21 protein-coding genes are annotated in these 20,007 nt (G+C 73.8%); 8 read left to right on the top strand and 13 right to left on the bottom strand.

What is annotated here, in order from left to right:
* Nucleotides 1-50: 50 nt before the first annotated feature.
* Nucleotides 51-1,466 (top strand): tyrosine--tRNA ligase, encoded by a 1,416-nt coding sequence (gene tyrS / locus V6D49_RS23170; protein WP_340562535.1) that lies wholly within the window; start codon nucleotides 51-53, stop codon nucleotides 1,464-1,466.
* 133 nt (nucleotides 1,467-1,599) lie between these two features.
* Here tyrS and V6D49_RS23165 read toward each other — a convergent pair whose 3' ends face one another.
* Entirely contained in the window at nucleotides 1,600-1,881 is a 282-nt protein-coding gene (locus V6D49_RS23165) for a GlsB/YeaQ/YmgE family stress response membrane protein (protein ID WP_340562534.1), read from the bottom strand.
* A 206-nt stretch (nucleotides 1,882-2,087) separates the two neighbouring features.
* On the opposite strand from V6D49_RS23165, the gene V6D49_RS23160 reads away from it, so the two are divergent.
* Together V6D49_RS23160 and V6D49_RS23155 are read left to right on the top strand one after the other, a co-directional pair.
* On the top strand, nucleotides 2,088-2,522 hold the full coding sequence (locus tag V6D49_RS23160; protein ID WP_340562532.1) for a DUF3099 domain-containing protein: 435 nt from the start codon (nucleotides 2,088-2,090) through the stop codon (nucleotides 2,520-2,522).
* Between the two features lie 190 nt (nucleotides 2,523-2,712).
* Nucleotides 2,713-2,982 (top strand): hypothetical protein, encoded by a 270-nt coding sequence (locus V6D49_RS23155; RefSeq protein ID WP_340562531.1) that lies wholly within the window; start codon nucleotides 2,713-2,715, stop codon nucleotides 2,980-2,982.
* On the opposite strand, the gene moaA is transcribed toward V6D49_RS23155, so the two are convergent.
* Complete coding sequence (moaA, locus tag V6D49_RS23150) at nucleotides 2,965-3,954, bottom strand: GTP 3',8-cyclase MoaA (RefSeq protein ID WP_340562527.1); 990 nt, start codon at nucleotides 3,952-3,954, stop codon at nucleotides 2,965-2,967. The genes V6D49_RS23155 and moaA overlap by 18 nt on opposite strands.
* 375 nt (nucleotides 3,955-4,329) lie before the next feature.
* Here moaA and V6D49_RS23145 point away from each other — a divergent pair, with 375 nt between their 5' ends.
* The 4 genes from V6D49_RS23145 to V6D49_RS23130 all read left to right on the top strand — a co-directional run bounded on the left by V6D49_RS23145 (nucleotide 4,330) and on the right by V6D49_RS23130 (nucleotide 8,790).
* Nucleotides 4,330-5,856: a S8 family serine peptidase gene (locus tag V6D49_RS23145; RefSeq protein WP_340562525.1), complete on the top strand. Its 1,527-nt coding sequence runs from the start codon at nucleotides 4,330-4,332 to the stop codon at nucleotides 5,854-5,856.
* A gap of 234 nt (nucleotides 5,857-6,090) precedes the next feature.
* Entirely contained in the window at nucleotides 6,091-7,128 is a 1,038-nt protein-coding gene (locus V6D49_RS23140; RefSeq protein ID WP_340562524.1) for a DEDDh family exonuclease, read from the top strand.
* A gap of 25 nt (nucleotides 7,129-7,153) precedes the next feature.
* Entirely contained in the window at nucleotides 7,154-8,029 is an 876-nt protein-coding gene (locus tag V6D49_RS23135; RefSeq protein ID WP_340562523.1) for an SURF1 family cytochrome oxidase biogenesis protein, read from the top strand.
* A gap of 5 nt (nucleotides 8,030-8,034) precedes the next feature.
* A complete protein-coding gene (locus V6D49_RS23130) occupies nucleotides 8,035-8,790 on the top strand; it encodes an SDR family oxidoreductase (RefSeq protein ID WP_340562521.1) in 756 nt (251 codons plus the stop codon).
* 10 nt (nucleotides 8,791-8,800) lie between these two features.
* Here the strand turns inward: V6D49_RS23130 and amaP are convergent, their stop codons facing one another.
* From amaP to V6D49_RS23075, 11 genes are all read right to left on the bottom strand, one after another.
* Entirely contained in the window at nucleotides 8,801-9,397 is a 597-nt protein-coding gene (amaP, locus tag V6D49_RS23125) for an alkaline shock response membrane anchor protein AmaP (protein WP_340562520.1), read from the bottom strand.
* A gap of 10 nt (nucleotides 9,398-9,407) precedes the next feature.
* A complete protein-coding gene (locus V6D49_RS23120; protein WP_340562519.1) occupies nucleotides 9,408-10,064 on the bottom strand; it encodes a DUF6286 domain-containing protein in 657 nt (218 codons plus the stop codon).
* Complete coding sequence (locus tag V6D49_RS23115; protein WP_340562518.1) at nucleotides 10,061-10,552, bottom strand: Asp23/Gls24 family envelope stress response protein; 492 nt, start codon at nucleotides 10,550-10,552, stop codon at nucleotides 10,061-10,063. The genes V6D49_RS23120 and V6D49_RS23115 overlap by 4 nt, the downstream gene beginning before the upstream one ends.
* Nucleotides 10,553-10,555: 3 nt before the next feature.
* Nucleotides 10,556-10,747 carry a hypothetical protein gene (locus V6D49_RS23110; RefSeq protein ID WP_340562516.1) on the bottom strand — a complete coding sequence of 64 codons (192 nt, stop codon included), beginning with the start codon at nucleotides 10,745-10,747 and terminating at the stop codon, nucleotides 10,556-10,558.
* Between the two features lie 95 nt (nucleotides 10,748-10,842).
* Complete coding sequence (locus V6D49_RS23105; protein WP_340562514.1) at nucleotides 10,843-11,319, bottom strand: Asp23/Gls24 family envelope stress response protein; 477 nt, start codon at nucleotides 11,317-11,319, stop codon at nucleotides 10,843-10,845.
* 257 nt (nucleotides 11,320-11,576) lie between these two features.
* The gene (locus tag V6D49_RS23100) at nucleotides 11,577-12,368 is read right to left on the bottom strand and encodes an enoyl-CoA hydratase/isomerase family protein (protein WP_340562512.1); all 792 of its coding nucleotides are present in this window, start codon (nucleotides 12,366-12,368) and stop codon (nucleotides 11,577-11,579) included.
* A 118-nt stretch (nucleotides 12,369-12,486) separates the two neighbouring features.
* Complete coding sequence (locus tag V6D49_RS23095; protein WP_191207341.1) at nucleotides 12,487-12,702, bottom strand: helix-turn-helix domain-containing protein; 216 nt, start codon at nucleotides 12,700-12,702, stop codon at nucleotides 12,487-12,489.
* 384 nt (nucleotides 12,703-13,086) lie between these two features.
* Nucleotides 13,087-14,685: an ABC-F family ATP-binding cassette domain-containing protein gene (locus tag V6D49_RS23090; RefSeq protein ID WP_340562511.1), complete on the bottom strand. Its 1,599-nt coding sequence runs from the start codon at nucleotides 14,683-14,685 to the stop codon at nucleotides 13,087-13,089.
* A gap of 202 nt (nucleotides 14,686-14,887) precedes the next feature.
* Nucleotides 14,888-16,297: a hypothetical protein gene (locus tag V6D49_RS23085; protein WP_340562510.1), complete on the bottom strand. Its 1,410-nt coding sequence runs from the start codon at nucleotides 16,295-16,297 to the stop codon at nucleotides 14,888-14,890.
* A 123-nt stretch (nucleotides 16,298-16,420) separates the two neighbouring features.
* Nucleotides 16,421-17,572 carry an alpha/beta hydrolase family protein gene (locus V6D49_RS23080; RefSeq protein ID WP_340562508.1) on the bottom strand — a complete coding sequence of 384 codons (1,152 nt, stop codon included), beginning with the start codon at nucleotides 17,570-17,572 and terminating at the stop codon, nucleotides 16,421-16,423.
* Between the two features lie 67 nt (nucleotides 17,573-17,639).
* Entirely contained in the window at nucleotides 17,640-18,332 is a 693-nt protein-coding gene (locus tag V6D49_RS23075) for a class II aldolase/adducin family protein (RefSeq protein ID WP_340562506.1), read from the bottom strand.
* A 326-nt stretch (nucleotides 18,333-18,658) separates the two neighbouring features.
* On the opposite strand from V6D49_RS23075, the gene V6D49_RS23070 reads away from it, so the two are divergent.
* Entirely contained in the window at nucleotides 18,659-19,936 is a 1,278-nt protein-coding gene (locus V6D49_RS23070; protein ID WP_340562505.1) for an inorganic phosphate transporter, read from the top strand.
* The last annotated feature ends 71 nt before the right edge of the window (nucleotides 19,937-20,007 follow it).

The following is a 20,007-nucleotide window of genomic DNA, read 5'->3' as shown; positions in this document are numbered from 1 at the left end:
GGCATAGACTCTTCCCCGACCCATCCGTACCCCGATCCTTTGGACGCAACGTGACACGCCTCGGCGATTCCGTGCGGCGCGCTACCGCGCTGCTCGCGCAGGACCTCTCCTCCGACGCCACGGTGGAGCAGCTGCTCACCGAGACGGGCTCGCGGCGCTATATGGACCTGGCCGACCTCTCGGCGAAGGACCAGGCGGAGCTGATCGCCTCGCGCTCGGTGGAGCTCCTGCCAGGCGCGGAGAAGCTGGCCGAGCAGATCGAGGCGCGGCGGGCCGAGGGCCGGGGGCTGCACGTCAAGCTCGGCATCGACCCGACGGGCGCGGAGGTGCACCTCGGGCACGCGGTGCCGTTCATCGTGCTCAGCCGCTTCCAGCGGATGGGCCATGACGTGACGGTGCTGATCGGCGACATCACCGCCAAGATCGGCGACCCCTCGGGCCGGACGGCGGAGCGGCCCCCGCTGACCGACGAGGACATCGCCCGCAACCTCTCCACCTACCGGGAGCAGGTGCGGCCGTTCTTCGACTTCGAGCGGGTCCGCTTCGTGCACAACAGCGAGTGGCTGGGCGGCATCACGCTCCCGCGGCTGATCGGCATCCTCGCGCAGGTCCCGGCCTCGCAGCTGCTCCAGCGGGAGGACTTCCGCAACCGGCTGGCCGCCGGGTCCGGGCTGACGATGTCGGAGCTGATCTACCCGGTCGCGATGGCGATCGACTCGGCCGAGCTGCACTGCGACCTCGAGCTGGGCGGTGTGGACCAGCTGCTGAACATGCAGATGGGCCGGCGGGTGATGGAGATCTACGGCCAGCAGCCGCAGCTCATCGCCGCCATGCCGCTCATCGAGGGCACGGACGGCTCGGGAGCGAAGATGTCCAAGTCCAAGGACAACTACATCGCGCTCACCGCCCCGGCCGACGATGTGTTCGGCAAGATCATGTCCATCCCCGACCGGCTGATGGTCCCGTACCTGCGGGCCTGGACGGAGTGGACGGACGCCGAGCTCGACGTCGTCTCGGCGCGGATCGAGGAGCGTTCCCTGCACCCGATGGACCTCAAGAAGGTCCTGGCGGGCGAGGTCGTCTCGGCGCTCCACGGGCAGGAGGCGGCGATGGCGGCGCGCGCCGGGTTCGTCGCCCAGTTCTCGAAGAAGTCCTTCACCGACGTGGAGACGCTGCCGGTGGTGGACGTCGCCGAGCACGGCGGGGAGGGCATCGCGGCCGTCCTCACCAAGGTGCTTCAGTTCACCCCGAGCGCCTCCGCGGCCCGGCGGATCGCCAAGCAGAACGGACTGCGGATCGTCGTCGAGCCGGCGGACGGCGGTGAGCAGCGGGCGGTCGTCCTGGCCGAGGGGGAGGCGCTGCGCCCGCTGGCCGAGGTGGCGGCCGAGAAGCTGACGGAGCTGGACGTGCGGGGGCCGGTGTACCTGAAGGCGGGCCGGAAGGTCGCCGAGGTGCGCGGGCTGTAGCGGGCGCTGGCGGACGCCGGACGTGCGGCGCCGGACGGACGACCCGTTTCCGGGGGTTCCGTCCGGCGCCGCACGCGGTCCGGCGGGGCGGTGTGGGCCGTCCTCCACCGGGATGGGCGCCATCGGGCACGCGCTACCGGGAATGGGAGCGTTTCCCCCGCCTGATGGACACCCACAGGGGCGCTCCGACGGCGACGATCAGAACGGCGCCGGCGAGTTGCAGCAGGTGCCGGATCCAGTCGATGCCGTCGGTGTCGTCGACGCCCATCCACCCCGCGACCGCGTTGCCGAGCAGACTGCCGAGGATGCCGAAGATGATCGTCAGCCAGATCGGGATGTCCTGCTTGCCGGGGAGGATCGCTCGGGCCAGCACTCCCAGGACCAGACCCACGATGATTGCCCACAACCAACTCATGTCGCCTCCTAGCGCGGCGTGCGTGTGGACGTGCGGCCTCCAGGCTGCCCACAGAATCCGGCGGTGCTCACCCGCTGCTGACCCGAACGGGTGAGGTCCCGGCGGCGGGCCCCGGGGCCGGGCGGCACGGCGGGTGGGCGTACCGTGGAGACGTCGGGCGATATCCACGGATACGCCGGGAACGGCGGGCGAGCGGGTGGTTCAGGGTGAGGCATAAGCAGCACGGCCCCGAGGTGTACCGGATCACCGGGGCACGGCAGGGCCTGACGGACGACGTGCGCCGGCGCCAGCGGCGCTATGTGATCTCCATGCTGATCCGGACGCTCTCCGTGGTGCTGACGGTGCTCCTGTGGAACGTGTGGGTTCCGCTGGCGGTGGTGACGCTGGTCCTGGGCGGGGTGCTGCCGTACGTGGCGGTGGTCGTCGCCAACGCCGGGCGGGAGAACGCGCCGGGGCTGCCGTCGACCTTCGACGTCCCGCCCGAGCGGGCGGCGCTGGCGCCCTCGCACGTCGAGACGGCCGGGGAGCGGCCGGCCGCCCCGGGGGGCGCGGGCACCGGCGCGGAGGACTCCACGGCACGCGGTGCCACGTCGGTGCCGGACGGTGCGCCCGGGCCCGGGCGCCGTTCGGCCTACGGCTGACGGACACCGGGGCGAAGGCTCAGCGGAAGCTCAGACCAATCATGGCCGTTCGGGTCACGCGGCCGTGCCCTGCGTGCCATACTGCCTAAGCGCTCCGTATCCCCCGTCGGAGCGACGATCGACGCCGGGCAGCTCCCCCCGTGGCTGCCCGGCGTCGTCATGTCCGCAGGTCACATGTTTGGATGGGCGGGTGACCGAGGATGCGACGCCGATCTGTTCCGCCAAGGGGTGCCGGGCCCCCGCCGTGTGGGTGCTGGCCTGGAACAACCCGAAACTGCACACCCCGGAACGGCGCAAGACGTGGCTGGCGTGCGAGGAGCACCGCGAGCACCTGGCGCACTTCCTCGGCGTGCGCGGCTTCCTGAAGGACGTGGTGGCGCTGGCGGAGTGGGAGGCGCCGGGCGGACCCGGCGACCCGGGCGGGCCGGAGGGCGGAGCGGGATCAGCCGCCGATCGCTGACATCGGGCGGTCCGGCTGGATGAAGGACGGGTCGTCGATGCCGGCGCCCGCCTTCTTGCCCCACATCGCGGTGCGCCAGAGCCCGGCGACCGTGGCGTCGTCCGCGCCCGAGCGCAGCGCCCCCCGCAGGTCGGACTCCTCGGTGGCGAACAGGCAGGTGCGGACCTGCCCGTCGGCCGTCAGCCGGGTGCGGTCGCACGCCCGGCAGAAGGGCCGGGTGACGGAGGCGATGACCCCGACGCGCTGGGGGCCGCCGTCCACCAGCCAGCGCTCGGCGGGCGCGGAGCCGCGCTCGTCCTCCCGCTCGGCGGTCAGGGTGAAGCGGGTGCGGAGGGAGGCGAGGATGTCCCCGGCCGTGATCATGCCCTCGCGCTTCCAGCCGTGCTGGGCGTCCAGCGGCATCTGCTCGATGAACCGCAGTTCGTAGTCGTGCTCGACGGCCCAGGCGAGCAGGTCGGGCGCCTCCGCGTCGTTGAGGCCGGGCATCAGGACGGCGTTGACCTTGACGGGCGTGAGCCCGGCGGTGCGGGCGGCGGCCAGGCCGCGCAGCACGTCGGCGTGGCGCTTGCGGCGGGTCATGCGCTGGAACACCTCGGGGTCGAGGGTGTCCAGGGAGACGTTGACGCGGTCGAGGCCGGCGTCCTTCAGCGCGGTCGCCGTGCGCTCCAGGCCGATGCCGTTGGTGGTCAGCGACAGCCGTGGCCGTGGCTCCAGGGACGCGCAGCGCTCCACGAGGGACACCAGTCCGGGGCGCAGCAGCGGCTCCCCGCCGGTGAAGCGCACCTCCTCGACGCCCAGCTCCGTGACGGCGATGCGCACGAGGCGGACGATCTCGTCGTCGGTGAGGAGTTCGGGCTTGGCGAGCCACTGCAGACCCTCCTCGGGCATGCAGTAGGTGCAGCGCAGGTTGCAGCGGTCGGTCAGCGATACCCGCAGGTCGGTGGCGACCCGGCCGTACGTGTCGATGAGCATGCGCGCCAGTCCTCCGACGGTTGAAGCCTTGCCTGGCAGCGTACGCGAGCCCGCCGCCATTCAACAGATCGTTGAAGTGACGATATGACCACCCTCTGTTAATTTCTGATGTATATCTGACTCATCATTGCCGTTCGACGTCGGGCGGCGATAGCTTCCCTCCGACCCCCGAACGGCCAACGCCGTTTACCGGACGGCGGGTTGACGCGCCGCGCCCGGACGGCTGACGCCCAGCGGCGCGCCACGCCACAGTCCGATGCGGCCGAACGGCCCGAGGGGACCCGTACGGCCCAAGGGGACCCGGGCAGCCCGAGACCACGAGCACCCCGGGAAGCACGACCACTCAAGTCCACCCCCCGACCACATGGAGACCCCATGGCATTGAGCCCCCTGTCCAGACGGCGCCGCCTGCTCGCGGTACCCGCAGGCGTGGCGCTGACCGTCTCGCTCGGGCTGATGCCCGGCGCGACCACGGCGCTCGCGAAGGGGAAGCCCGCCGCAGAGGAGGGCCCGACGCTGTCGTACGTGCTCAACACCGACGCGTCGAAGAAGGCGGTCAAGAAGGCCAAGAAGGCCGTCAAGAAGGCGGGCGGCACCGTCGTCACGGCCTACGAGGAGATCGGCGTCGTCGTCGCGCACTCCGGCGACCCGGACTTCGGCGACGAGATGCGCGCCAAGCGGGGCATCGACTCGGCGGGCGCGACGCGCACCGCGCCGCTCACGCCCGCGGCGACGACGGACGTCGGCGAGCCGGAGTACGTGAAGCCGCCGAAGGACGGCTTCCGCGCGGCCGGGGCCGACGGTGCGACGAACGAGCCGCTGGAGTCGCTGCAGTGGCCGCTGCCGCAGATCAGGGCGGACGAGGCGCACCGGATCAGCGAGGGCAGCCGCGACGTGACCGTCGCCGTCATCGACACCGGCGTGGACGACACCCACCCGGACCTCGCGCCGAACTTCTCCGCCGCCCAGTCCGCCAACTGCGTCGGCGGCGTCGCGGACACCAGCGCGGGAGCCTGGCGCCCCTACGTGGACGGCAGCTACCACGGCACGCACGTGGCCGGCATCGTGGCCGCCCCCCGCAACGGCATCGGCGTGGCCGGGGCCGCCCCGGGCGTCCAGGTCTCCTCCATCAAGGTGAGTGAGCCCGGCACGAGCCTCTTCTACACCGAGGCCGTCGTCTGCGCCTTCATGTTCGCGGCCGAGACCGGCGTCGAGATCACCAACAACAGCTACTACATCGACCCGTGGCTGTTCGCCTGCCGCGACGACGAGGACCAGGGCGCCCTCGTCGAGGCCGTGACCCGGGCGATGACGTACTCCACGCGTCAGGGCGTCGCACACGTCACCTCCTCGGGCAACTCCAACATGGACCTGGCCGCCGACGAGCTCACCGACACCTCCAGCCCGAACGACACCACCCCCGTCGAACGGACCGTCGACCCGAGCGTGTGCCCGGACATGCCGACCCAACTGCCGGGCGTGACCTCGGTCGCCTCCACCGGCTCACACGGCGTCAAGTCCTACTTCTCCAACCACGGCCTGGGCGAGATCGACATCGCCGCGCCCGGCGGCGACGCCCGCTACCAGATCCCGGACGCCCCGGCCAAGAACGGCGGCGTCCTGTCGACCATGCCGGACGGGGAGTACGCGTTCCTCCAGGGCACCTCGATGGCCGGACCGTACGTCGCGGGCGTGGCCGCGCTCATCAAGAGCGAGGACCCGCGCGTCACGCCGCAGGAGCTGGCCTGGCGACTGAAGGCACAGGCCGTCAGCACCCCGTGCCCCGAGGGCGAGTTCGACCCCAGCGGTGACGGACGCTGGGCCGCCACCTGCACGGGCACCCAGCACATCAACAGCTTCTACGGCTACGGCATCGTCGACGCCCTCGCCGCGGTGAAGTGACCTGACGGCGTCCGCCGGCCCGCCCCGGCCGACGCGCCGCCGTGAGCCTGCGGCCGGACCCCGCCCGGGTCCGGCCGCTCGGCGTTTCCGGGGCGGACGGACGAAGGACGGACAAGCCGGACGAAGCAGGTACTAGGGCGGCAAACCGAACCGGCGTCAAAGCCCTTGCGTGCCAGCGGGCTTGTCCGGGCGCACGGTGGGCGATGTCAGTCGGGGCCCGTATCCTCTGTGACCATGCTCGAAGATCAGACGGCACCGGGGAACCGGACTCAGACGGCGGCCAGCGCACCGCGGATCCCCGCACAGCAGCCCGCGGAGTCCGGCTGGCCGTCGGACTACCCCGCCGGCTACGCCGTGGTGGACGTGGAGACGACCGGGCTGTCCCGCGAGGACAGGATCGTGTCGGCCGCCGTCTACCAGCTCGACGCCCGGGGCGAGGTGGAGGACCACTGGTACTCCACGGTCAACCCGCAGCGCGATCCGGGACCCACCTGGATCCACGGGCTCACGAGCGCGGTGCTGGCGGACGCCCCCCTCTTCGGGGAGGTCGCGGAGGAGTTCGGGCAGCGGCTCGACGGCCGCGTCCTGGTCGCCCACAACGCCATGTTCGACTGGACGATGATCGCCCGCGAGTTCGCCCGCACCGACCGCGAGCCGCCGGTGCGGCAGCGGCTGTGCACCATCGCCCTGTCCAAGTCCCTCGGCCTCCCGCTGGCCAACCACAAGCTGGAGTCACTGGCGGCGCACTACGGCGTCGTCCAGCAGCGCGCCCACCACGCGCTCGACGACGCCCGGGTCCTGGCGGAGACGTTCCGCCCGAGCCTGCGGCTGGCGGCGGCGGGCGGCGTCCGGCTGCCGCTGCTGTCCTGCACCCCGCTGACGGAGTGGTCCGCCACTCCCTACGGCGGCCCGCACGGCCAGGGGGGCGCCCGCCCCTACGCGGCGGCGACGTGGCGGCCCTCGCGCAAGCGGCCGGCCTGCCCCTACCCGAACCCCGGCCGCTACCGGCCGGGCGGCACCCTGGTCCAGGGCATGCGGGTGGCCATCTCCGGGGACACCCAGACCGAGCGGGAGCTGCTGGAGGACCGCGCGATCGAGGCGGGTCTGCACATCGCCACGAGCGTGTCGCGGCTGACGAGCCTGCTGGTGACGAACGACCCCTCCTCCCCCACCGGCAAGGTGAGCCGCGCCCGCTCCTTCGGCACCCCGATCCTCGACGAGGCGGCCTTCACCCAGCTGCTGCGGGACGTGGCCCCAGCGCCGGGGAGGTGAGCGCGGCGCGGTACCGTCGATGGTCGTGTACCGCTTCCTGTTGTCCCGCCAGTGGGTGATCCTCACCCTCCTCGGCCTCGCGCTGATGCCGGTCATGGCGCAGCTCGGCTTCTGGCAGCTGCACCGGCACCAGGACCGCGTCGCGCACAACGAGCTGATCGCCGACAGCCTCGCCGCCGACCCGGTACCCGTCACGGAGCTGACCGGGACGGAGAGGCAGCCTGCCGCCGAGGACCGGTTCCGCCGGGTGACGGCGAGCGGGGTCTACGACACCGAGCACGAGGTCGTCGTGCGCCGCCGCACCGCCGCCGACGGCCGCGAGGTGGGCTACTTCGTGCTCACCCCCCTGATCCGCGAGGACGGCACCGCGCTGCTGGTGAACCGGGGCTGGGTGCCCGGCAACGGCGACCAGCGGGCGTTCCCCGAGGTCCCGGACGCCCCCGGGGGCACGGTCACCCTCACCGGCCGGCTGATGCGCGACGAGACGACGGAGGCGACGGGCATCAAGGTCCGCGAGGGCCTGCCGGACCGCCAGGTCATGCTCATCAACAGCGCGGACCGGGAGAAGGAGCTGGGCCGGCCGGTGCTCGGCGGATTCGTCGAGCTGACGGACACCGCGCCGCGGCCCGGGCCGGACGAGCTCGCCCAGCAGGTCCCCGAGCCCGACCACAGCGGCATCGGCGCGCACATGGCCTACGCCGTCCAGTGGTGGCTGTTCACCGCCGCCGTCCCCGTGGGGTGGGTCGTGCTGCTGCGCCGGGAGCTGCGGGACCGCCGGGCGACCGCCGCTCCGGCCGCACGGACGGCGCACGGGGCGGGGCGTGGCGCGCCCACCGAGGGGCGTGACGCGCCCGCCGGGCCCCCCGCCCGCACGGCCGCCGGGGCGGGCACGGCAGACTGACGCCCATGGATCTCGGGCTCAAGGACACGGCGTACCTCGTCACCGGCGGCACGCGCGGACTCGGCTTCGCCACCGCGCGGCAGCTCACCGCCGACGGGGCGCGCGTACTGGTCACCGGACGGGAGCGGGAGACGGCCGAGGCGGCGGCCGGGCGGCTCGGGCCGTCGGCCGTCGGCATGGCCGCCGACAACGCCGACCCGGCCGCCGCCGAGCGGCTGGTGGACGCCGCCTTCACGCACTTCGGGCGCCTCGACGGCGTCCTCGTCAGCGTCGGCGGCCCACCGGCCGGCGGCGCCGAGACGGCGACCGACGAGCAGTGGCGGACGGCCTTCGACGCGGTGTTCCTCGGCGCGGTGCGGATGGCGCGGGCGGCTGCGGCCCGGCTGCCGGAGGGCGGGGTGATCGGCTTCGTGCTCTCCGGTTCGGTGGCCGAGCCGATCCCCGGCCTGACGATCTCCAACGGGCTGCGGCCGGGGCTCGCGGGCTTCGCCAAGTCACTGTCCCTGGAGCTCGGGCCGCGCGGCATCCGGGTGGTGGGGCTGCTGCCGTCGCGCATCGACACCGACCGCGTCCGGGAGCTCGACGCGCTCTCCGGAGATGCCGACGCCTCCCGCGCGCGCAACTGCGCCGCGATCCCGCTCGGCCGCTACGGCACGCCGGAGGAGTTCGGGAAGGCGGCGGCGTTCCTGCTCTCCCCCGCCGCGTCCTACCTCACCGGCACGATGCTGCCGGTGGACGGCGGCGCCCAGCACCGCTTCTAGGGTGTGTGGGTCAGGTGAGGCGTTCGGGGCGGCCGCGCGCCCCGCGCAGCCGTGCCTCGGCGGGCAGCGACTCCAGCCCGGCCGAGTCCCGGGCGTGTTCCAGCGGGCCCCGGCGCAGCGCGCGGACGAGGTCGGCCGGGCGCGCGTCGGCGCTCACCAGGACCCCCACGCGGGCCCTCGGCGCCCGCCGCCGCCCCACCAGACGGGTGCGGGCGCCGCGCACGCCGGGCAGCTCCTCGGTCTCCGCCGTGATGACGTCGGCCAGCGCCGACCCGCGCACCTCCGCTCCCGCGCCGTCGCCGCTGTCCACCAGGACGGCCGCGACGCGCTGGGAGCGCAGCTGGGCGATCAGCCACCACAGCACCACGAGCAGCAGCACGCCGAGCACGGAGAAGACGACGGGCCACCACCAGCTCTCGTCGGTCCACTGGGTGCGGTCCTCGGGGGTGAGGAGGACCTCGTCGGGGTTGCGCCAGGAGTAGCCGTCGGGCGGCGTGACGTCGAGGCGACGGAAGAGGTCGGTGCCGCCCGCGAGGCAGGCCGCCCCGAGGCCCAGCAACGCCAGGCCGGTGATCGCCAGCAGCACCCGGTTGACGGTTCTCAGCATCGGTGCACCTTCAGTGTCGGTCCGGGCGGCGGACGTGGACCGACAGCCGAGGCTGCCGTGCCAGTCCCAGATCGGCCAGGGTGTCGGCCAGGACGCCGGTCAGGTCCGTGCGGACCTCCTCGACCTCCCGGAAGTGGGCCACCGCCCGCACCCGGGCCCTGCGGCGGCGGACCCGGACCTTGGCGCTGCGCACGCCCGGCACCTGGACCGCCTGCTCACGCAGCACCCCGGCGGCGGTCCCCCGGTCGAGCCCCGCCCGCAGCCCCGGCGCCCCGCGCATGGTCAGCAGGGCCCGCAGACCCGGTGTGAGCGCCAGGAGCAGCAGCCACAGGCCCAGCGCCGCGACGAGCGCCGCACCGGTGATCGTCCAGGCGTCGCCGAGCTCGCGGGTGGCCAGTTCGTCCGCGAGGCCGGTGCGCCACCCGGCGGCCTCGCGGCCGGCCCGGACGGCGATCAGGTCGTACAGGAGGAAGCCGATGCCGAAGAGCAGCACGACGGCGACCAGGACCGAGGGCAGCCGGCGTACCGACCAGAACCGGCCGCGCCGACCGGAGCCGGGTTCCGGCTCCGCGGTGTTCCTCTTCACGCCGGGCGGGTCCGTGACGTCACGGTCGGCGGGCGGTGGGTCGAGGGTGCGGGGTGCGGCGCCGGGGGACTCGTCGGTCACTGCACCCTCCCCGCCCGGTCGCCGCCCAGGTGCGGGGCGTTGAGCCGTTCGACGTCGACGGCCACCTCCCGCACCGCGAAACCGGCCAGCTCCCGCACCCGGGCCACCACCCTGCGGCGCACCGCACGGCACTGGGCGCCGATGTCGCTCGGATACCCGAGCTCGACGGACACGCGCAGCCGGGCGGTGTCCGGCTCACCGGCCCGGCGGGCGCGGGAGCGGGAGGAGACCGAGGCGTTGCGGGCCCGGCTCCCGGGCGCCGGCACCTCAGCCGGTCCCCCGGACGGGTCCTCGGACGGGCCCTCGGGCAGCACGTGTGCTCCCGAGGAGCCACCGGCGGGGGCGGCCGGTGCCGGTCGCGAGGCCCCGGCCGCGTCGTCCGGGCCGCGCAGTGCCTCGTGGGCGGCCTGGACCGCGATCTTGGCGATCACCTTGTCCGCGATCCGCGTGGCCCCGCGCTCAGCGGCGGGGACGGGTTCGAGCGCCACGGATCACCGCCGACGATCGGTACGGCCCCGGGCGCTGAAGAACTCGCCCGGGTCCAGGTCACCGTCGGCGAACCTGCCGATGACGAATCCCACGGCGCCCAGCGCCGCCACGAGCAGAAAGGCTCCGAATCCGCCGAAATAGCCGGCGAAGCCCAGCGCCATTCCGGTGATCAAGCCGACGACCGCCATACTCATCCTGCGCTCCTTGCATCGCTCCGCCCGGACCTCACCGGGGCGCCGCCTCTCCTCGCGGGTCTGCCCCGCCGCGGGCCCGGCCACCCCACCCCGGTCTACCGCAACCTGGGCTCTTCCTCTTCCTCGTCATCGTCCGGCTCGTCGGGGAGCTTGACGTCGCTGACGGCGATGTTGACCTCCACGACCTCAAGCCCGGTCATGCGCTCGACGGCCTCCACGACGCTGGTGCGCACGTCGGCGGCGACGTCGGAGATGGCGACGCCGTACTCCACCACGATCTCCAGGTCGAGGGCCGCCTGCACCTCCCCGACCTCCGCCTTGACGCCGCGCGTCACGGAGCGGCTGCCGCCGGGCACGCGGTCCCGTACGGCGCCGAAGGTGCGGGCCATACCGCCGCCCATCGCGTGAACGCCCTCGACGTCCCGCGTGGCCATACCGGCGATCTTGGCCACCACTCCGTCGGCAATGGTCGTCTTGCCGCGGCTGGCGGGGTCGCCGCCGCCCCGGTTGGCGCCCTGGGAACGGCCTGCCTGGCCGGTGTCCTTGGCCCCGGCGGATGTCGTCTCGGTCATCGCCTTCACCCCTTTCCGATAAGGCTGCTGGGGAGGCGGAGGGGCCTGCCCCACTCCGTGACTCACCCTAGGTCTGCCCCAGACGCGTACCCACCCGTTGCACGGCCGAACGGGTGGGTACGGGCCGTTTTCCGGCCGCGTACCCACCCGTTCGGCGTGCTGCGGCCACTCGCCGAGGCCGATCGCGCCTACTCGCCGAGCCCGGTCGCACCTACTCGCCGAGCCCGGTCGCACCTACTCGCCGAGCCCGACCGCACCTACTCGCCGAGCCCGGCGAGGTCTTTCAGCCGCCGGCCCTGGGCCGCCCGCTCGGCCACCCGCTGCTCCTCGTCGTCACGGTGGAGTGCGCCCTGGAGCAGCGCCTTCGTCTCGATCACCGCGTCGCGCGGGGCGGCGATCAGGGCCGCCGCGAGATCGGCGGTCGCCGCCGCCAACTCGGCCTGCGGCACGGTGAGGTTGGCCAGCCCGCAGCGTTCGGCCTCCTGGGCGTGGACGAAGCGGCCGGTGGCACAGATCTCCAGGGCGCGGGCGTAGCCCACCAGATTGACCAGGGGATGGGTGCCCGTCAGGTCGGGCACGAGGCCGAGGCTCGTCTCGCGCATGGCGAACTGGGCGTCGTCCGCACAGACCCGCAGGTCACAGGCGAGGGCCAGCTGGAAGCCCGCGCCGATGGCATGCCCCTGGACGGCGGCGATGGTGACGACGTCCGGCCGCCGCCACCAGGTGAACGCCTCCTGGTACTCGGCGATGACGGCGTCCATGTCGGCCGCCGGGCCCCGTGCCAGGTCCAGGAACGAGGGCTCGCCCTCGAAGCCCTCCGGCGTGAAGGCCTGCCGGTCCAGCCCGGCGGAGAACGACCGGCCCTCGCCGCGCAGCACGACGACCCGGACGCTGCCGGGCAGTTCCCGGCCCGCCGCCGCCAGCGCGCGCCACATGGCCGGGGACTGGGCGTTGCGCTTGTCCGGGTTGGCCAGCGTGACCGTGGCCACGGCACCGTCGTTCTCCGGATCGACGGTGAGTCGCACACCGTCCTGGTCGAGCAAGGTCATCGCGTCCTCCGGTGGCTTGCCGCAGTGAAGTGACTGCAGAGTAACCACCCGGCCGGTCCGGGGATCGGCCGGGTGGGCGCCGAAGGATGCGTCCCACCCGCTCCGGGGGAACGGGTGGTCAGCCGGCCTTCTTGCCCCGCGTGGCACCGCCGCGACCGCGCAGGGTCACACCGGCCTCGCTGAGCATGCGGTGCACGAACCCGTAGGACCGGCCCGTTTCCTCGGCCAGCGCCCGGATGCTCGCGCCTGAGTCGTATTTCTTCTTCAGGTCCGCCGCGAGTTCCTCGCGCGCGGTGCCGGTCACCCGGCTGCCCTTCTTCAGAGTCTCGGTCACCCGTGCCTCCTCTTGGGAAGTGCGCTCTGAGTTCTCATGATCACCCCTCCCGCCGGTTCTGGCCACCCATTCGGCAAGGTCGATGGGATGAGCTTGACGCTGCGGACACGCGCTGTGACGGGCGCCGACGCGCCGGGAGCGCGGCACGGACACCGCCGAAGACCGTCACCGGAGCGCAAAGGGGCAGGTCAGCAACGAGCACCCGAGCGCCGACGCGGATGCGCGGTGAGCGCCCGCCCGGTGACGTCCGCATTCCGGAGTGACCGGGGATACGAGCCGTCCTCACTCGGATGAAGGATCATGCGTCTACCCGCGCTCCGCGCGGCGACGTGAAGTTCGTGACGTCTCGCACCCGGACGATCGCACGGCGTCATGAAGGGTGGCTCAGGCCAGCGCGACGAGATCCGCGTAGTCGGCACCCCACAGGTCCTCCACGCCGTCCGGCAGCAGGATGATCCGCTCCGGCTGGAGGGCGTCGACGGCGCCCTCGTCGTGGGTGACCAGCACCACCGCGCCGGAGAACGTGCGCAGGGCGCCGAGGATCTCCTCGCGGCTGGCCGGGTCGAGGTTGTTCGTCGGCTCGTCGAGCAGCAGCACGTTGGCGGAGGAGACGACCAGGGTGGCCAGCGCCAGCCGCGTCTTCTCGCCCCCGGACAGCACACCGGCCGGCTTGTCGACGTCGTCCCCGGAGAAGAGGAACGAGCCGAGGACCTTGCGGATCTGCACGAGGTCCATGTCGGGCGCCGCCGTGCGCATGTTCTCCAGCACCGTGCGCCCGGGGTCCAGCGTCTCGTGCTCCTGGGCGTAGTAGCCGAGTTTGAGGCCGTGCCCGGGGCGCACCGCGCCCGTGTCGGGTTCCTCTACCCCGGCCAGGAGCCGCAGCAGCGTCGTCTTGCCGGCGCCGTTGAGCCCGAGGATGACGACGCGCGAGCCGCGGTCCACGGCGAGGTTGACGTCGGTGAAGATCTCCAGGGAGCCGTAGGACTTGGACAGGCCCTCGGCCGTCAGCGGCGTCTTCCCGCAGGGGGCGGGGTCCGGGAAGCGGAGCTTGGCCACCTTGTCGGACTGCCGCTCGGCCTCCAGGCCCTGGAGCAGCTTCTCGGCACGGCGGGCCATGTTCTGGGCCGCCACCGCCTTCGTCGCCTTGGCCCGCATCTTGTCGGCCTGGGTGTTGAGCGCGGCGGCCTTCTTCTCGGCGTTGGCCCGCTCCCGCCTGCGACGCTTCTCGTCGGCCTCGCGCTGGGTGAGGTACTGCTTCCACCCCATGTTGTACTGGTCGATCTGCGAGCGGGTGGCGTCGAGGTAGAAGACCTTGTTGACGACCGTCTCCACGAGGTTGATGTCGTGGGAGATGACGACGAGTCCGCCCCGGTAGGTCTTGAGGAAGTCCCGCAGCCACACGATCGAGTCGGCGTCGAGGTGGTTGGTGGGCTCGTCGAGCAGCAGGATGTCGGCGTCGGAGAAGAGAATGCGGGCCAGTTCGACGCGGCGCCGCTGGCCGCCGGAGAGCGTGTGCAGCGGCTGGGCGAGCACCCGGTCGGGCAGCCCGAGGCTCGCGGCGATGGTCGCGGCCTCGGCCTCGGCGGCGTAGCCGCCCTTGGTGAGGAACTCCGTCTCCAGGCGCTCGTACTTCTTCATGGCGCGCTCGCGGGTGGCGCCCTTGCCCCCCGCCATCCGCTCCTCGTTCTCCCGCATGCGGCGGATGACGACGTCGAGGCCGCGCGCGGAGAGGATGCGGTCGCGGGCGAGGGTGTCGAGGTCGCCGGTGCGGGGGTCCTGGGGGAGGTAGCCGACCTCGCCGGTGGAGGTGATGGTGCCCGAGGCCGGCTGTGCCTGGCCGGCCAGGCACTTGGTGAGGGTGGTCTTGCCGGCGCCGTTGCGGCCGACGAGGCCGATGCGGTCGCCTCGGGCGATGCGGAAGCTGGCCGACTCGATGAGGATGCGGGCGCCGGCGCGCAGCTCAAGGCCGGAAACGGTGATCACGGAAGAACTCCTGGACAGGGCGACGTACGTACGGGCTGGCGGGCTTCGGGACGCGTGCCGCGGAACGCCACGTGGGCGACGAGCGCGTCGGGCGCGGCGGACGGCAGGCGGACGTACGTCGTCTGCTAATGCGTGCGGGGAGTTTCCATGCCGGGAAGTCTACCGGCGCGCCGCAACCGCTTTTCCCGCCGCCCGCGTCCCGTCAGGCGCCGCCGGAGTGGACCTGGAAGGCCGCCCGGCGCACGGCGCGGGCCAGGGCCGGGTCGGGATGCGCGGCGGCGAGCGCGACCAGGACCTGGACGGTGCGCGGGTGCCCGGTGGCCCGGACCTCCTCCAGGAGCCGGGGCACCGAGTCCCGCACGGCCGCTTCCAGGTGGTCCACAAGGAGCTGGCTCTCCCCGTGGTCCGCGACGGCGGCCGCCGTGTCCACCCACAGCCAGGCGGCCTCCGCCCGGCTGAGGACACCGGGGGCGCCACCGGCCAGGTCCTCGGGGTCGGCGCCCTCGTGCTCCGCGAGCCACAGCAGCGCGTAGGGGCGCAGCGCGGGCTCGTCGGCGGCCTCCCGGACGGCGGGCTCGGCCGGGGCGCCGACGACGCGCAGCGCCTCGAAGGCGAGGGCACGCACGAGGGCGTCCTCGCCGCGTGCCGCCGTGAGCAGCTCGCCGACGGCCGGGCCAGTCGGTCGGGCCGCCAGCCAGGCCCGGTACTCGGCGCGGGCCGGGCCCGGGGAGAGCCGCGCGCAGCCGCGCAGCATGTCCTCGGCGCACTGCTCGATGTTCCCGGCCGGGCTGAGGGCCGCGACGCAGATCTGTTCCAGCTTGACCCACACCGCCCAGTCGCCGAGGGGGGTCAGCACGGCCTGGCCGGGCCCGTCCTCCTGCCCGGGAGCCTCGCAGCGGGTGAGGGCGCCGACGGCGGAGAGACCGTCCAGGACCCAGCCGAGCAGGGTCGACAGCTCCGCCGCGTCGGCGGGACGGGCCGGGGCGCCGGCCGCGGCGCGCTCGGCGTGGAGTTCGTCGATGCGCTGGTTCAGCAGCTCCAGGAGGGCCGGTTCGGCCATGGGTCCGGACGTCAGGTGCATGACCGACAGCAGCTGGGGCGCGGCGACGACGACGTCCCCCACCAGCGCGGCGTCGGCGCTCTCGGGGGCCGGACAGGCCAGCGACCAGGCGTCGAAGAGGGCGACCCAGCCGCGCAGCACGGCCGAGTCGTCCCGGTCCCAGGCGCGCAGCCGCCAGCCGGCCCGCACCGTTCCGGCGTGCAGCTCGACCAGTCCGGCCAGCCGGGCCCGGTCCCACTGGACGGCCACCTGGTCCAGGGGCATGCGCAGGGCCTCGGCGGGCGGCCCCGGGTCCAGGGCCGGGGAGACGTAGGTCAGCGGGTCCAGCGGGCCCAGCGGGTCCAGGGGCCGCCCGTCGGCCCAGCGGGCGAGGCGCACGGCCTCACCCAGGGCCGCGCGGGCCTGGCGGGCGAGCCGGTCGCGGGGCAGCAGCCCGGCCGGAGGACGCGGTGCGGGCCGGGAGCGCCGCACGGAGACGGATCGGCGGGCCGAGGCGAGGGCCTGCCCGGGGACGATGCTCAGCCTGGTGTCTCGCGGGGTACGGGACGTCACGGGGTGCAGTCTTCCTGCTGAGCCCCGAAAAGCCCAAACCGTGGTCGGCGTCACCCACATGGCGGGCCTCGGCGGGCCCGGCGCGACGGGGCCGGGCCAGGACGTCCGGCGGGCCCGGCAGGCTCACATGAGCGGGGTGAGGAAGCGCCGCAGGGCCTCCTCGCAGCCCATCGGGTCGGCGTTCCAGGCGCCGCCGTGCCGGCCGCGCAGCACCTCCCGGACGGTCACCAGGTCCGGGCGGGCGGCGGCGTAGTCGATCGAGTCGCCCCAGGAGGCGACACGGTCACCGGGGCCGTGCAGGATCAGCACCGGCTCGGTCAGCCGTTCCGGGTCGGTGGCGTCGGCGAGCCGTTCGGGGACTCCTTCGGTGCAGCTCTCCGCGGCCCGGACGGCCAGCGGGAGGAGCGGGCGGGGCACGCGGCGTCCGGCGAGGGCGCGCACGGTGGTGCGCCAGTCGAGCACCGGGGAGTCCAGCACCATGCCCGCGACGTGGGCCCGCAGCGCCGAGCGGGCGGCGGCGTACAGGGCCATGGTCGCGCCGGTGGACCAGCCGATGAGCACGATGCGGGCGGCGCCCCGGCCGACCGCGTAGCGCAGGGCCGCGTCCAGGTCGCGCCACTCGGCGTCGCCGAAGTGGTTGGCCCCGTCGCGCGGCGCGGGCGCCCCCGGGTCGCCCCGGTAGCCGACGGACAGGACCGGGAACTGCATGCGGTGCAGCAGCGGCAGCACCACCAGCGGGTGGTCCCTGGACGTGCCGAGGCCGTGCACGGCGATCACCCAGGTCTCCCGGGGGCCCGGGAGGTGCCAGGCGGGCAGCGGACCGAGCTCGCCGGGGACCAGGACGTCCTCACAGTCCAGCCCGAGGGCGTCGTGCGGGGAGCCGGAGTAGACCTGGGGAGTCAGCCGCACCCTGGTTCCGGGCCGCAGTTCGCCCCGGGTGACGCGCACGAGCCGTCGTACGACGGTGTCCGGGGACGCCCCGTCGGCATGACCGTTGTGCCGCGAGGTCTCCAGCACGTTGCCGACCACGGCGTGGCAGCCGCGTCCGGTCAGCCCGTAGATGCCGGGGAGCAGGGAGTCGAGCGAGCGGGTGAGGGTGACCTGTCCGGCGGCGGTGCCGTGGACGGTCAGCGGTGGCCCGTCGAAGCCGGGGGGCAGCCCCCCGGCGTTGGGCCTCAGGGCGGCTCCTGCCGCGTACCGGCCGGCCGCGACGGCGGCTCCGGCACCCAGCACCGTGGTGGAGGCGGCTACGGCCGCCGCGGCTTTGGGACTCATCCCGCTCAGTGTGCGGCGCGTGGCCCGGAGTCGCCAGCGGACGGCGTCCGGACGGGCCGCGCGCGCCTCACGCGCGCGGCTGGCCGTACCCCCGGAGCCGGGCTGCGACGGCGTCGAGCTCCTCGGCGGGCAGGACGGCGGGGGCGCGGCCCGGCACGGCGGCGGCCGCCAGCCAGACCCGGCACATCCACTCCAGCTGGGCGGTGTGGTCGTACGCCTGGTCGAGGTCGCGGCCGTACACGACCGTGCCGTGGTTGCGCAGGAGGCATCCGGTGCGTCCGCGCAGGGCGGTCAGGAGGTGGTCGGCCAGCTCGGGCGTGCCGTAGGTGGCGTAGGGCGCGACGCGGACGGGGCCGCCGAGCGCCGCCGCCATGTAGTGGACGGCGGGCAGCTCGTCGACGAGCGTGGAGGCGGCCGTGGCGTGGACGGCGTGGGTGTGCACGACGGCGGCGGCGTCCGTCTCCCGGTAGACGGCCAGGTGCAGCGGCAGTTCGCTGGTGGGCGTGCGGTGCCCGGCGGCCGGGCTGCCGTCGAGGTGGACGGCGCAGAGGTCGGCGGGCGTGAGGCGGTCGTAGGGCATCCCGCTGGGCGTGACGAGGACGACGTCCCCGACACGGGCGGAGACGTTGCCGGAGGTGCCGACGACCAGCCCGGAGTCGGCGGTGCGGCGTGCGGTGGCGACGACGTCGCGCCACAGGGCCTGCCAGCGCGGCGGCGCGTCCTCGGCGGGTACGGGACCATGGGGGGACGGCGGGGGCATCGGGTACTCCTCGGCAGGCGTCGGCGGGCGCGGGCAAGGTCTCGGAACGGTCACGGCGGTCGGGGCCCACACCACGGCGACGGGCAGCGGACCCGGCCCGCGACACTCCCACCTCCGCGCTGCGGCACAGGCGTTGACCTGCCGTGTGACGGGAGTCTCCCCCGAGCGTTCACGACGGCGGAACCCCCTGTTCACGCGGCGGACGGACGACCCGCCCAGCACCCGCCGAGGCGCGACACCCCGAAGCCCGCCCCAGTTCACCTTCCGTTCACTCGGCGTCCTTACGTTCACCGAGCAACCTGACCGCCAAACTGATTGCCGGGTGAATGGAACACTTCACGCTGCTGATCGGGATCGTGATCGTCACGGCCCTGGTGTTCGACTTTACGAACGGCTTCCACGACACAGCCAACGCGATGGCCACCACCATCTCCACCGGGGCCATGAAGCCCAAGGCGGCGGTGACCATGTCGGCGATCCTCAATCTCGTCGGAGCGTTTCTCTCCATCGAGGTCGCCACCACCATCTCGAAGGGCATCATCGACGAGACGGCCGGCATCCAGCCCGAAGTGATCTTCGCGGGCCTGGTCGGCGCCATCCTGTGGAACCTGCTCACCTGGCTGGGCGGCATCCCCTCCAGTTCCTCCATGGCACTCATCGGCGGTCTGATCGGTGCGACGGTCGCGTCCGTCGGGATCGGCGCGGTCGACGGTGACGCCGTCCTGAGCAAGATCCTCATCCCCGCGTTCATCGCCCCGGTCGTCGCCGGCCTCGCCGCCTTCCTGGCGACCAGGCTGACCTACCGGGCGGCGCGCAACGCGGACCCGGAGAAGACCTCGCGCGGCTACCGCACCGGCCAGATCACCTCGGCCGCCCTCGTCTCGCTGGCACACGGCACGAACGACGCGCAGAAGACCATGGGCGTCATGACGCTCGCCCTGATCTCCGGCGGCGTCATCGCCGGGGACGCCGACCCGCCGCTGTGGGTCATCGCCTCGGCCGGTATCGCGATCGCCCTCGGCACCTACCTGGGCGGCTGGCGCATCATCCGCACCATGGGCCGCGGCCTCACCGACATCCACCCGCCGCAGGGCTTCGCCGCGCAGACGAGCTCGGCCGTCACCATCCTGGCCTCCTCGCACCTCGGCTTCTCCCTGTCCACCACGCAGGTCTGCTCCGGTTCGGTGATGGGCTCGGGCTACGGCCGCAAGGGCGGCGTGGTGCGCTGGAACACGGCGTACCGCATGTTCGCGGCCTGGGGCCTGACGATCCCGGCGGCCGGTCTGGTCGCCGCGCTGGCGGCGCTGCTGGCCGTCCAGGGCGACTGGGGCGTCACCGTGGTGGCCGTCCTCTTCGTGGCCGCCTCCGGCGCGATCTGGGCCGCCTCCCGCCGCGCCGTCGTCGACCACACCAACGTCAACGACGACGAGCCCGGCCCGTCCGCCGAGCCGGCCGGCCAGGGCGCGGGCGACGCCGGGGACTCCGGCGTGATGTCCGCCGCCGTCCAGGCCGTCAGCCCGCCGCCGGTCGGCGCGCAGCGCGGCGACTCCCAGCCGGACGACGACCCGAACGCGGCCGAGCGCCGCACCCCGAGCGCCGTCTGACGGCGCACCCCCAGCGCCGTCTCACGGCGACGGAACTGGCTCCCCGCACCACGACCCCCCAAGGACAAGCC

Origin of the sequence: Streptomyces sp. GSL17-111 (assembly GCF_037911585.1) — a bacterium.
Classification (GTDB): Bacteria; Actinomycetota; Actinomycetes; order Streptomycetales; family Streptomycetaceae; genus Streptomyces.
This window is presented reverse-complemented; position numbering and strand designations above follow the sequence as displayed.